This is a genomic window from Leeuwenhoekiella sp. W20_SRS_FM14 (assembly GCF_052119605.1).
In the GTDB taxonomy this organism is placed as follows: Bacteria; Bacteroidota; Bacteroidia; order Flavobacteriales; family Flavobacteriaceae; genus Leeuwenhoekiella.
This window is the reverse complement of record NZ_JBGQOK010000008.1, coordinates 54915-68284: the sequence shown is the minus strand read 5'-3', so window position 1 is coordinate 68284 and position 13370 is coordinate 54915. Positions and strand designations below refer to the sequence as shown.

Here is a 13370-nt window from a genome sequence, read left to right as displayed (position 1 = left end):
ATCGCTTTAGATTATGAGTAAAGAATTAAAATCCGTTGACTACGGACTCGAAAAAATATTTGAAGGAGCGCAAGATTTTCTTCCGCTTTTGGGTACAGATTATGTAGAATTTTATGTGGGTAATGCCAAGCAGGCAGCACATTTTTATAAAACAGCTTTTGGTTTTCAATCTTTTGCATATAGCGGTTTAGAAACCGGCCAGAAAGACCGTGTGAGTTATGTGCTTAAGCAAGATAAAATTCGTTTAGTATTAACTTCTCCGCTAGGAAGCGATTCACCTATTAATGATCATATTGTTAAGCACGGTGATGGTGTAAAAGTGGTAGCCTTATGGGTAGAAGATGCCCGCAGTGCGTTTGAAGAAACAACAAAGCGCGGTGCAAAACCATTTATGGAACCTACAGTAGAAAAAGATGAGTATGGTGAGGTTGTACGCTCTGGTATTTATACCTATGGCGAGACCGTGCATATGTTTGTAGAACGCAAAAACTATAACGGACAGTTTCTGCCGGGCTTTCGCAAATGGGAATCAGATTATAATCCGGAGCCTACCGGTTTAAAATATATTGACCATATGGTGGGCAATGTTGGCTGGGGCGAGATGAATACCTGGGTAAAATGGTATGAAGATGTGATGGGTTTTGTTAACTTCCTGACTTTTGATGACAAGCAAATCACCACAGAGTATTCTGCTTTGATGAGTAAAGTGATGAGTAATGGTAACGGCAGAATAAAATTCCCAATTAATGAACCGGCAGAAGGGATTAAAAAATCTCAGATCGAAGAATATCTAGATTTTTATGAGGGTCCTGGAGTTCAGCATTTAGCTGTTGCTACAGATGATATTGTTAAGACTGTTTCCGCTTTGCGTGCTAGAGGAGTAGAATTTTTGCCACCACCACCGCAAGCCTATTACGATGATATTCCTAGAAGACTAGGGGCGCATATGGAAACTATGAAAGAAAATCTTACTAAACTACAAGAGCTATCAATACTTGTAGATGCAGATGAAGAAGGGTATTTGCTTCAGATTTTTACCAAGCCACTTCAAGACAGACCCACTTTATTTTTTGAAATCATTCAGCGTATGGGAGCAAAAGGTTTTGGTGCAGGTAATTTTAAAGCCTTGTTTGAGTCTATAGAGCGGGAGCAAGCTTCAAGGGGTACCTTATAATATTTCAGCTTTGCTAAAAAAAATATACGTTACAAATCCTTGTTTATTAGTAAGCAAGGATTTTTTTATTTAATCTATCCTTAGGATTAGGTTTTTAAGCTTTTGGCTATTTTTGGAACAACTCTTGCAAAAGCATTAGTAAAGCCCCTAATAATTAGTGCTATGAAAAAAGGTTTTCTGTTTTTTACAATTATGCTTTTAAGCTTTGCGACATTTGCTCAAGAGAATTCTTTTGGCGATGGGGAGTGGTTTAGATTCCGTATTAGTTATAGTGGCTGGTGGAAAGCGGGTGAAGCCACAATGGCTGTCTCTAATGATACGTATAAGGGTAAGCCGGTATATCATATTAAGGGTAAAGGTGTCACTACGGGAATGACCAAATTGTTTTTTGGCGTTGAAGATTATTATGAGACTTATGTAGATAAGCAAACAACGCTTCCTTATAAATTTATTCGGAAAATTGATGAGGGCGGCCACACAAAAGATAAAGTAATAGATTTTGATCAGCGCGCTCATGTTGCTACTGTAAACGATAAGAAGCATAACACGATCACTACTCATAAAACTGAACCTTCAATACACGATATGGTTTCTAGTTTTTATTATTTGCGCAATGCAATTGATTCAAAGACTTTGAAAGATGGCGACGAGACAGTGATTAATATGTTCTTTGATCAGGAAAACTTTAAATTCAAACTTAAATTCTTGGGTAGAGAAGTGCTTAAAACCAAGTTCGGTAAAGTAAATACCCTTATTTTTAGACCTTATGTACAAGCCGGAAGAGTATTTAAAGAGCAAGAAAGTTTGACAGTTTGGATTAGTGATGATCAAAATAAAATACCTTTACAAATCAAAGCTGATTTAGCAGTAGGTTCACTAAAAGCAGATATTGATGCTTATAAAGGTTTAAAGCATCCTTTCTATATTATACAAGATTAATGATAAAAGAAAACAGCCCGGAAACACAAAAGCAGTTAAACGCTTTAAGCGATAAGTTTGATGCAATGGGCCAGAATCTTAATCACCATTTAGAGGGTTTTGTACATGGTAAGCCCATAAATTATTGGGACTATATTCAAACAGATATACTTTTAAACCTACAGGTACAACGCACATTATTTCCCGATGAGATGGTATTTATTATGTACCATCAAATTAATGAGTTGCTGTTTAAAATGATCTTGTGGGAGATAGAACAAGTAGCCTATGCTGCTGAGCTTACTACCGCTCTCTTTTCATCAAAATTAGATCGCATTAGTAGATATTTTGATATGCTCACCTCTTCTTTTAATATTATGCGTGAGGGAATGGAGATGGAGCAATACTTAAAATTTCGTAGAACCCTTAGTCCTGCCAGCGGATTTCAAAGTGCGCAATACCGCCTTATTGAATTCAGCTCAACAGAATTCTGTAATCTTATAGATGCGCGCTTCCGTAACGATTTTAGTAGTGATGATATTAAAGATGACCTCTTTTACAATAATGCTTTTGAACACCTGTATTGGCAGGCTGCCGGCAAAGACTACAGTACAGGAGAAAAAAGTTATACGTTAAAAGAGTTTGAATTAAAATATAAAGAGGAATTCATCCGTTTCATTAAGCGTTATGAATCGCTAAACTTATGGTCAAAATTTAAAACACTACCACTTTCAGATCAAAAAGATGCAATATTAATAAAGGCAATGCGTCACTATGATTATACGGTTAATATACAATGGGTAATGGCGCATTACCACGCAGCACTACATTATTTAAATCAAGGTAAAGAACCTCTTGAAGCTACAGGTGGCAGTGATTGGGTAAAATATATGCATCCTAAATATCAAAAGCGCATTTTCTTTCCGGAGTTATGGTCTGAGAATGAGCGTGATGAATGGGGACAAAACATAGACTAAATTAAGAATTTTCAAAAACCCTAAATTGAAGAAATTAAGCATACTACTTCTGGCAGCACTTACATTTGGTGCGTGTGCAGATGATGAAACAAAAGAAGTTAAACCCGTTACAAAAGAAAAAGTCGCCCCTATAGTAAAACGTTTTGGTTACACCCTTAATGATTATAACGTTGTCTCAGATACGGTTCAACAGGGAGATAGTTTTGGACAAATATTATTTGATAATGGAATTGATTATGCCACAATTCAGCAGATTACAGATTCTGTTCAGGGTGTTTTTGATACTCGTCTTATTCGTGTAGGTAAACCCTATACGTTATTAAAATCTAAGGATACATTAAATCAAGCGCAGGTCTTCATTTATGAAGAAAACAATATAGATTATGTTGTTCTTGATTTTAAAGATGAGGTTGTACAGGCTACTGCAAAAAAACGTCCTGTTACAATTAAAGAACGTGAAGTAAGTGGTGTAATTAACAATAACCTTTCTACGACTTTTGACGACTTAGGCCTTAGTGTTAATGTGGCATATAAGATGGCAGACATCTATGCGTGGACCATAGATTTCTTTAGACTTCAGGCAGGAGATCGTTTTAAACTGGTCTATACAGAGAAGTTTATAAACGATACCATCCCTGCGGGAATAGGCGAGATAAAAGCCTCCTGGTTTGAGCATAAAGGCAAACCGTTTTATGCCTTCAGATATAAAAGTGACAGCCTCGCTGATACTTACGGGTATTTTGATAAAGAAGCGATGAATTTAAAACGTGCCTTTTTAAAAGGACCTTTGTCATTTAACCGTATTTCATCGAGATACAACCTTAAACGTCGTATAGCCTATTATGGTAATCGTATTAGACCACATAAAGGTACTGACTTTGCCGGTGCTGTAGGTACGCCTATTATGGCAACTGCAAATGGTACCGTAACTAAATCTGAATATAGAGGCGGAAACGGTAATTATGTTAAGATTAGACATAATAAAACCTATGAAACGCAATATCTTCACATGAGTAAGCGAGCGGTTAAAGTTGGTCAGCGTGTTTCTCAGGGAGATGTGATAGGATATATAGGGATGACAGGAAATACCAGTGGTCCTCATGTTTGTTACAGATTTTGGGAAAACGGTAAGCAGGTAGATCCTTTTGCCTTAAACCTGCCTACTTCAGAACCATTAGCAGAAGCACTACAAGAAGAATATTTTATACACATTGCTCCATTAGTAGAGCAACTAGACGCAATAACCTTCAAAAAATAATATAACATGCAAAAAATCAATCCCACTCAAACAAAAGCCTGGAAGGCGCTAAAAGATCATTTTGAAAAGGTAAGAGCCTTAGAAATGAAAACGCTCTTTAAGGATGATTCAAGAGCCGAAGATTTTTCCTTAATCTGGGATGACTTTTATGTAGATTATAGTAAAAATAGAATGACTTCTGAAACTAAATCTCTTTTATTAGATTTAGCGAAAGAGATGAATTTTGAAGACGCACGTGCCGCATATTTTAATGGTTCTGAGATAAATGAGACCGAAGGAAGAGCGGTAATGCATACAGCATTAAGACAACCTAAAGATGCTCACATAGCAATTGATGGTGAAGACGTTATTCCTGAAGTAAACGCGGTTAAAGAAAAAATAAAAGGTTTTTGTGATACAGTTATAAGCGGAGCGCACAAAGGTTTTACCGGTAAATCTATTACCGATGTTGTAAATATAGGTATAGGTGGTTCAGATTTGGGCCCTAATATGGTGGCTGAAGCTTTAGCCTTTTATCATAATCATTTAAAGGTTCATTTTATTTCTAACGTAGATGGTGATCACGTTCACGAGTCTTTAAAATATTTGAATCCTGAAACAACACTTTTTGTAATTGTTTCAAAAACTTTTACAACTCAGGAGACCTTGTCTAATGCGAATACCGCTCGTAAATGGTTTTTGAGTAAAGTGGCTGGCACGGTTGCAGAAGGTGAAGCCGTGGCTAAACATTTTGTTGCTGTATCTACAAATGAAGAAGCAGTTAAAGACTTTGGTATAGATCCTAACAATGTGTTTACCATGTGGGACTGGGTTGGTGGTCGTTTTTCGCTTTGGAGTTCTGTTGGCCTATCTATTGCTCTGGCTGTAGGATACAACAATTTTGAAAGTATGCTTGCGGGAGCTCATAAAGCCGATGAGCACTTTAAAAAGGCTGATTTGGGCGAAAACATTCCGGTGATGATGGCGCTTACGACTATCTGGTACAATAATTTTTTTGGTGCTGAAAGTGAAGCGATTATACCCTATACGCAGTATTTGCACCGTTTTCCGGCCTATTTACAACAGGCAATTATGGAAAGTAACGGGAAGAGTGTAGATCGTAATGGCAATCCTGTAGATTATCAAACCGGTCAAATCGTATGGGGAGAACCGGGAACAAACTCACAACATGCTTTCTTTCAATTAATACATCAGGGAACTAAAATTATTCCAACTCATTTTATAGGATTCAAACACGCTCTTCACGGCGATTCAGATCATCATAATAAATTAATGGCAAACTTCTTTGCACAGACGGAAGCCCTGATGAATGGTAAAACCGAAAAAGAAGCGCGTGAGGAATTAGAGTCTTCAAATATGAGTGCAACCGCTATAGACAAATTGGTTCCATTTAAGGTTTTTGACGGAAATAAACCTACTACCACTATACTTATTGATAAATTAACGCCAGAAAGCTTGGGAGCGCTAATCGCGATATACGAGCATAAAATCTTTACAGAAGGTATTCTTTGGAATATTTTCAGTTACGATCAATGGGGTGTAGAATTGGGTAAGCAGTTGGCAAAAAACGTGTTAACAGACTTAAATTCAGATAGTATAGCAAGTCACGATAGTTCAACCACATCCCTAATTAAGCATTTTAAAAGTGAATAGTAAAATGTGCTTGTAATTTATATTTTTAACTCTTAAATATCAATTATAGATATTTAAGAGTTAAAATTAAACATATTGCGTTAAATAGTAATCCTTAACATTGCGTTAATATTTAATTAGGTCTTTATTAAGACTTTTGCAAAAATTATAAATTCAAACAAGCACAATGAAAAAAATTACAAGTTTACTAGCACTTGTTTTTCTTCTGTTAACTGCTGTTGCGCAGGCTCAGGGAACTTTACGAGGTACAGTTGTAGATGGTGAAAATGGCACACCACTACCTGGAGTTAACGTAGTTGTTGATGGCACAACTAACGGAGTATCAACTGATTTTGATGGGTTATTTGAGATTCAAGTTGCTAAAAACACAGGTTCTTTACGTGTTTCTTATGTGGGATTTGCTCCACTAACGTTAAATTTTGATGTTACAGGAAAAAAAGTTATTGATTTAGGTACTGTGAAGCTTCAGATGGATTCTGATGCTCTTGATGAAGTAATTGTTAAGGCTTACTCTTTAGCAATAGATCGTAAAACTCCTGTTGCAGTTTCTACAATTAAAGCAGAAACTATTGAGAATGAATTGGGTAGTCAGGAATTTCCTGAAATCTTAAAAACTACACCTGGTGTTTATGTGACTAGAGGTGGTGGTGGTTTTGGAGATGCAGAGCTGCGTATACGTGGTTTTAATTCTCAAAACGTTGCGGTAATGATTAACGGTATTCCTGTAAATGACATGGAAAACGGTAATGTTTACTGGAGTAACTGGGCAGGTCTTTCTGATGTAACTAGCTCTATGCAGGTTCAAAGAGGTCTTGGTGCTGCTATGATAGGTCTTCCATCAATTGGAGGTACTGTAAACATCGTTACAAAATCTACTGATATTGCTGCAGGTGGTAATGTTGTAATGACTACTGGTAATGATGGCTATACAAAATATGGTTTTACTCTTTCAACAGGCTTATTAGATAATGATTGGGCTGCAACTGTAAGTTTATCAAGAACTACAGGAGAGCAGTTTGTTGATGCAACTACTATTGATGCATATTCTTACTTCTTAAACGTAGCTAAGAAAATAAATGAAAACCATGAATTATCGTTCACGGCTTTCGGTGCTCCACAACGTCACGGTCAGCGTCAAAACAGATTGTTAATTGATGATTACAGAAAAAGTGAGCGTGGAATCAAAACGAACACAGATTACGGTTATAAAAATGGACAGTTATTAAATCACGAAGATAACTTCTATCACAAACCACAAATGTCATTAAACCATTATTGGACAATTAGTGATATTTCTTCACTTACAACATCTATCTATGCCTCTTATGGTACTGGTGGTGGAGGTGGTACTGCAGGTGCTAACAAATTTGGAAAAGATGATTTAAATTATCGTGATTCTGCTTATGGTCCTGTAGATTTTGATAAAATTGTTGCTGAAAATAAAGCCTTGGGAGCAGCAACTAGTGTTGAGACGTTTTTAAGAGCATCTAGAAACAACCACCAGTGGTATGGTGCTTTATCAACATATAATACAGAGCTTTCAGAATATATTGACCTTTCTGCGGGTGTTGATGTACGTATCTACAAAGGAGATCACTTTACAGAGCTTACAGATCTTTTAGGAGGTTCTTTTTATATAGACAATAATGATGTTAATAATCCTAATAAGGTTGTTAAGGTAGGTGATAAGTATAACTATAGTGATTCGGGTTATACAAACTGGGCTGGTCTTTTTGCTCAGGCAGAATATAACAAAGACAAGATTTCAGCAGTTATTTCTGTTGCCGGTAACAATACATCTTACAAAAGAGAAGATTACTTCAAGTACACTCCAGAAGATCCATTAAGAGAAACAGACTGGGTAAACTTTACTGCTTTTAGTACTAAGGGTGGTCTTAACTACAGACTTGATGATGTAAATAATGTTTTTGCAAATGTGGGTTACTTTGAGCGTGCTCCTTTTAGTGATGCAGTTTTCATAAATAACACAAACATAACTAATGCTGATGCAGAGAATCAAAAAATCTTTAGTGCAGAAGTAGGTTATGGTTTTAGAAGTGATAATTTTAGAGCAGATCTTAACGTTTATCGTACAAAATGGACAGATCGTACCTACACGATCTCAAGAACAGCAGATAATGTTCAATACACTGCAAATATATTAGGTTTAAACCAGTTGCATCAAGGTGTTGAATTGGAGCTACAATACCGCCCAATAGAAACTTTAACTTTAACAGGTATGGCTTCTTTAGGTGACTGGAAATTTGCTAATGATATTAAAAATGTTCAGGTATTTGATGATCAACAAAACCCAATTGGAGATCCTATTGATATTTATTTAGAGGATGTAAAAGTTGGAAATTCTGCTCAAACTACCTTTGCTTTAGGTGCAGATTATGCAGTATTAGCTTCTACTACTATAAGAGCATCTTTTAACTATGCTGCAGATTACTTTGCAGATTACGATCCTACAGGTCGTAGTGCAGAGGGATTACCACAAACTTGGGAAATGCCAGAATATGGTTTACTTGACTTAGGTTTAACGCACAGATTTAACTTCGGAGGATTTAATGCGCAGATTAATGCTAATGTATTTAACGTTTTAGATACAGAATACATTTCTGATGCACAAGACGGTAATAACTCACTTGCAACTACAGCAAGAGTTTATTACGGAGCTGGTAGAACCTATACTGTAGGTGCAAAAATTAATTTTTAATAAAAATTGAAATGAAAAAATTTAATTATTTATTGACAGCAATTACTGTAGGGGCTATGTCTATGGTAAGTTGTGATCCTGTAGAAGATATTAATGATCAGCTAGAGGCAAATGAAGCAGGTATCTCTGATGTATTTAATTATACATTAACTGAAGATGACTACAAAAAAGTTTTAGAACTTGATTTTGCAACTTTTAATACTGTAGAGGATGCTAAGAGTTTAGTTCCGTTAGTTCTGAAAAATAATTTCCCTGTTTTAGGAGATGGTTCTTTAGCAACGGTAACATATGATTTGTATGCTCCGGTATCTACTGAGCGCTCATTAATTGTTTACACAGTAAGTACTGCAGATTATGATTCATATCCTGAAACAGAACGATTTGACAACTTTGACGATGAGGATCAGATCTATACATTTTTAGATGACAAATTTCCTGATGTTGCTAACAGAACATTAGTTTCTTTAACATACAAGTTTTACAACGGAAGTACTCAAACTTTGAATAATGGGTTTCTTAGAGTAAATGGTGAATGGCAATTTGCATTAGGACTTACAAATGCCGAATATACAATGGTAGGTCAAGGTTTTGCAAACTTCAATACTAAGGACGAAGCTTTGAGAAAATTACCAATTTATCTTTTAGATAAATTTAAATATGAAGATGTTGCAGTCAATGATGTTAAATCTACAATGTACAAAGTTTATACTACAGATGTAAATGATATTGATGGAGATGGAAGTGTTACAGATAGTGCAACGTATAGTTTCATAGCAAATTTCATTTTTGACGGATCTAAATGGAATGTGTATAATAATGCACTTCCTATGACTCTTCAGTTCGGTAATGATGCAGGTGAATGGATTCCTGATAATACTATAGCTTATACATTGGCTGTAGCTGATTATGCATTTATAGGTTCAGAATTATCTTCAGAGTTCCCTGCTCAAACAGCAAGTATGTTACGTTATAACAACCTTGATCGTCGTAGCGGTAATGATGCTTTCTGGAGTGATGACTTAATATATAGAGCTCTAAATTTACTATTAAATAAGTTAGATGCTAATGCAGAAGAAGGTCAGAAATATGCTGTAACTCTTGATATTTATAATGGGGCGAACACAACAGAAACGTTCTTTGTAATTAAAACTAACGGAAGTTGGGTAAAACAATAAATAGATAATAGTTTAAATAAAACCTCCTGCTCAATAAGAGACAGGAGGTTTTTTTATTTTTGTAAAAATTTTATTATGAGAAAGAAAATAGTTGTTGCTCTATGTTCAATGTTAGCTTTTGCGTCGTGTGGGGGTTCTGATGATGATGTAGTTGTTGCGCCTCCCGTAGAGCCAGAATTAGAAAGTCCGGTAGCAGTAGCTGATGCATTCAACGCCGAAGAAAACACAGATTTTATAATTCAAAATCTAACTGCCAATGATGATTTAGCTTCTGGTGCACGTATTGTTTCTGTTGATGCGGCAACCACACAGGGTGGTACACTAACAGACAATCGTAATGGCAGTTATACTTATACTTCAAAGCCTAATTTTGTAGGGGACGATACGTTTACTTATCAATTATGTCTTAATGCAGATACAAGTATTTGCTCACAGGCAACCGTTACCATAACTGTTTCAGATGCAGGTACGCCGGTTGCTAAAGATGACACTGCAGCCACAGCAAAATCCACCTCTTTAACACTTGTAAATTTATTAGCAAATGATGAGTTACTTGACGGGGCTGTGCTTACAAGTGTAGATTTTTCGACTAGTACGGGAACAGGTGTGTTGAATAGTAACGGCTCTGTTACCTATACCCCTGCGACAAACTTTTTAGGTGAAGATACTTTTACGTATACAATCTGTGATAACGATGCGACCCCTAGCTGTTCTACAGCAACGGTAACCATAAATGTATTAGAGGCGGTAAGTTTTACAATTCCTGCGCAGTTACAAAGTTATTATGCTGGCGTGAGCTTCTTTGAAGATGGAGATCTCACATTTGATGCTTTAAGCTCATTTACAATAGCAAAGCACACCACAATTTTAACATACACACAGCGCCACCAATTTTTATATGATGCAGATGCAGATTTGAGTAACCCTGCTAATGTGATATTAATGTATTCTGGAGAAAGCCGTGATGAGCGGGAGTATACTTCAGGAAGCAATTCTCATTCACCACAAACCTTTAATACTGAGCATATTTTCCCTCAGTCACGATTAGCTACCGAAGATGCTGTGACAGATTTGCATCATTTACGTTCTGCAGATGATGAGGTAAATACATTACGATTAAATTACCCTTTTGTAGATGGTAGTGGGGCTTACAAATTAATAAATGATAATTCATGGTATCCTGGTGATGAGTGGAAAGGTGATGTAGCGAGAGCTGTTTTATATCTTAATATACGATATGGCGAAGACTTTAAAAAAGTAGGAAATCTTGACTTGTTTTTAAAGTGGAACCGTGAAGATCCTGTTTCAGATTTTGAGAAAAACAGAAACAAAGTTATAGAAGCAGCTCAGGGTAATCGTAATCCATTTATAGACAATCCATATTTAGTAACCTTAATTTGGGGTGGAACACCTGCTGAAAACACATGGAACTAGTTTCTAATTAAAGCTTAATAAAAACCCTTCCATTTTAAACGGAAGGGTTTTTTGCATTTAAAGCATTTCGGTTTCAGTCCTTTCAGAGCAAAAAGTTATCTTTGATTTTTAAAATTTCAGACTATGTATACTACCGTACAATTTGTGCATTCGTACTGGGCTTATTTGGCTCTTATTATCCTTACAATAACAACTATAAACGTACTCGTTTCTTATTTTTCAGGTAAAGAATTTGGGGCTCGTGATTTTAGGTTGGCGTTGTTTACTTTAATTGTTTCACACATTCAATTACTAATAGGTATTGTGCTTTATTTTGTTTCTCCATTAGGAGCAAAAGCAATAGCTTCACAAGGTATGGGTGCTGCGATGAAAGATCCTAATCTACGTTTGTATGTGGTAGAGCATCCCATTGCAATGATTCTTACCATTGTTTTTATTACAATAGGATACAGTAAGCATAAGAAAAAATTAACTTCAAAGCCTAAGTTTAAACTACTAGCGATATTTTACACCCTTGGTCTTATTGTAATGCTAAGTCGCATTCCGTGGTCAAACTGGTTTTAGAAGATTATAGATTTCAGACAAAAGTCTTAAGCATAAAAAAAAGCTCCGTAATCAAAATGATTACGGAGCTTTTTCAATTGTTGCAAACTGCAAACTGAATCTAGCGATTCATCCAGTCTTCAATCTCTTCAACTTCTAATGGAATATTGCGCATTAGATTAAAAGGTTCACCTTGTTCCTGAATAACTAAATCATCTTCCAGGCGAATTCCAAAACCTTCTTCAGGAATATAGATGCCGGGTTCAACCGTAAATACATTATTGGCTTGCATGGGTTCGTGCAATAAACCATAATCATGGGTATCTAGACCAATATGGTGCGAGGTGCCGTGCATAAAATATTTTTTGTAAGCCGGCCAGTCTTTATTTTCATTTTGAACATCAGCTTTGTCGAGAAGTCCAAGTCCTAATAACTCTGAAGTCATCAACTTACCTACTTCCTCATGATAGGGTCCCCAAAGATTTCCTGGTGTAAGCATTTTTGTAGCTTCTTTCTTAACGCGTAAAACAGCATTGTAAACCTCTTTTTGTCGTGCTGTAAATCTTCCGGAAACGGGAATAGTACGCGTCATATCACTACTGTAATTTGCATATTCAGCACCTACATCTAGTAAAATTAAGTCGCCAGCCTTGCATTCTGCATTATTTACGATATAATGTAGCACGTTAGCATTATTTCCTGAAGCAACAATGGGTGTGTAGGCAAAACCACGTGAGCGATTGCGTAGAAACTCGTGCATAAACTCAGCCTCTATTTCGTATTCCATCACACCTGGCTTTACAAACTGAAGAATACGCTTGAAGCCTTTTTCAGTAATATCGCAGGCTTTTTGTAGTAAATCTATCTCTATAGGATTTTTTACTGATCGTAGGCGCTGCAATATAGGATTGCTTTTAGCTACGCTATGTGCAGGGTACTGCTCTTTTATTTTTTTATTAAAACGAGCTTCACGGGTTTCAGTTTCTACATTGGCACGGTAATGCTCATTTGTATTTATATAAAGCGTCTCTGCTTGAGTCATCAATTCATAAAAAACCTTATCCCACTCTTGTATCCAATACACCGTTTTTACGCCGCTAACTTCAAGAGCTTTCTCTTTTGTGAGTTTTTCTCCTTCCCATACGGCAATGTGGTCATTAGTTTCTTTTAAAAATAAAATCTCGCGGTGTTTTTCTTTAGGGCAATCTGGAAAAAGTACCAGAATACTTTCTTCCTGATCTACTCCACTTAGAAAAAATAAATCTCTGTTTTGCTGAAAAGGCATGGTGCTATCAGAGCCTATGGGGTAGATATCATTACTGTTGAAAACTGCAAGACTATTTGGCTTCATAGCAGCCATAAATTCTTTGCGATTATGTATAAAAAGATTGCGATCTATTAGGTCGTATTTCATAGTTGTAATTTGAATTTACTCAAAGGTAAAAACAACATGATTAATGGGTGTTAAACTCTTTTTAAATTGTTTAGATTTCTTTAACAAATAGGTATTTTTAAAAGC

10 protein-coding genes are annotated in these 13370 nt (G+C 36.1%); 9 read left to right on the top strand and 1 reads right to left on the bottom strand.

Features of this window, described 5'->3' with window-relative positions:
• Positions 1 to 13 precede the first annotated feature (13 nt).
• From hppD to ACEN25_RS13920, 9 genes are all read left to right on the top strand, one after another.
• Complete coding sequence (gene hppD, locus ACEN25_RS13960) at positions 14 to 1174, top strand: 4-hydroxyphenylpyruvate dioxygenase (protein ID WP_441803442.1); 1161 nt, start codon at positions 14 to 16, stop codon at positions 1172 to 1174.
• Positions 1175 to 1336: 162 nt separating this feature from the next.
• Positions 1337 to 2113 carry a DUF3108 domain-containing protein gene (locus ACEN25_RS13955; RefSeq protein ID WP_441803441.1) on the top strand — a complete coding sequence of 259 codons (777 nt, stop codon included), beginning with the start codon at positions 1337 to 1339 and terminating at the stop codon, positions 2111 to 2113.
• On the top strand, positions 2113 to 3069 hold the full coding sequence (locus ACEN25_RS13950; RefSeq protein ID WP_441803440.1) for a tryptophan 2,3-dioxygenase family protein: 957 nt from the start codon (positions 2113 to 2115) through the stop codon (positions 3067 to 3069). Before ACEN25_RS13955 ends, ACEN25_RS13950 begins: the two co-directional genes overlap by 1 nt.
• Before the next feature lie 25 nt (positions 3070 to 3094).
• On the top strand, positions 3095 to 4327 hold the full coding sequence (locus ACEN25_RS13945) for a peptidoglycan DD-metalloendopeptidase family protein (protein WP_441803439.1): 1233 nt from the start codon (positions 3095 to 3097) through the stop codon (positions 4325 to 4327).
• 6 nt (positions 4328 to 4333) lie between these two features.
• Positions 4334 to 5980 carry a glucose-6-phosphate isomerase gene (gene pgi, locus ACEN25_RS13940; protein WP_441803438.1) on the top strand — a complete coding sequence of 549 codons (1647 nt, stop codon included), beginning with the start codon at positions 4334 to 4336 and terminating at the stop codon, positions 5978 to 5980.
• Positions 5981 to 6146: 166 nt separating this feature from the next.
• Entirely contained in the window at positions 6147 to 8699 is a 2553-nt protein-coding gene (locus ACEN25_RS13935) for a TonB-dependent receptor (protein ID WP_441803437.1), read from the top strand.
• An 11-nt stretch (positions 8700 to 8710) separates the two neighbouring features.
• Complete coding sequence (locus ACEN25_RS13930; protein WP_441803436.1) at positions 8711 to 9874, top strand: hypothetical protein; 1164 nt, start codon at positions 8711 to 8713, stop codon at positions 9872 to 9874.
• Between the two features lie 75 nt (positions 9875 to 9949).
• The gene (locus ACEN25_RS13925; protein ID WP_441803435.1) at positions 9950 to 11308 is read left to right on the top strand and encodes an endonuclease; all 1359 of its coding nucleotides are present in this window, start codon (positions 9950 to 9952) and stop codon (positions 11306 to 11308) included.
• A gap of 123 nt (positions 11309 to 11431) precedes the next feature.
• Positions 11432 to 11872 carry a hypothetical protein gene (locus ACEN25_RS13920; RefSeq protein WP_441803434.1) on the top strand — a complete coding sequence of 147 codons (441 nt, stop codon included), beginning with the start codon at positions 11432 to 11434 and terminating at the stop codon, positions 11870 to 11872.
• 100 nt (positions 11873 to 11972) lie between these two features.
• On the opposite strand, the gene ACEN25_RS13915 is transcribed toward ACEN25_RS13920, so the two are convergent.
• Positions 11973 to 13265: an aminopeptidase P family protein gene (locus ACEN25_RS13915; RefSeq protein ID WP_441803433.1), complete on the bottom strand. Its 1293-nt coding sequence runs from the start codon at positions 13263 to 13265 to the stop codon at positions 11973 to 11975.
• Positions 13266 to 13370: the final 105 nt, after the last annotated feature.

Excerpts from the sequence above, each read along its gene's own strand:
- hppD (WP_441803442.1), top strand. The coding sequence starts at position 14 with ATGAGTAAAGAATTAAAATCCGTTGACTACGGACTCGAAAAAATATTT.
- ACEN25_RS13955 (WP_441803441.1), top strand. The coding sequence starts at position 1,337 with ATGAAAAAAGGTTTTCTGTTTTTTACAATTATGCTTTTAAGCTTTGCG.
- ACEN25_RS13950 (WP_441803440.1), top strand. The coding sequence starts at position 2,113 with ATGATAAAAGAAAACAGCCCGGAAACACAAAAGCAGTTAAACGCTTTA.
- pgi (WP_441803438.1), top strand. The coding sequence starts at position 4,334 with ATGCAAAAAATCAATCCCACTCAAACAAAAGCCTGGAAGGCGCTAAAA.
- ACEN25_RS13935 (WP_441803437.1), top strand. The coding sequence starts at position 6,147 with ATGAAAAAAATTACAAGTTTACTAGCACTTGTTTTTCTTCTGTTAACT.
- ACEN25_RS13930 (WP_441803436.1), top strand. The coding sequence starts at position 8,711 with ATGAAAAAATTTAATTATTTATTGACAGCAATTACTGTAGGGGCTATG.
- ACEN25_RS13925 (WP_441803435.1), top strand. The coding sequence starts at position 9,950 with ATGAGAAAGAAAATAGTTGTTGCTCTATGTTCAATGTTAGCTTTTGCG.
- ACEN25_RS13920 (WP_441803434.1), top strand. The coding sequence starts at position 11,432 with ATGTATACTACCGTACAATTTGTGCATTCGTACTGGGCTTATTTGGCT.
- ACEN25_RS13915 (WP_441803433.1), bottom strand. The coding sequence starts at position 13,265 with ATGAAATACGACCTAATAGATCGCAATCTTTTTATACATAATCGCAAA.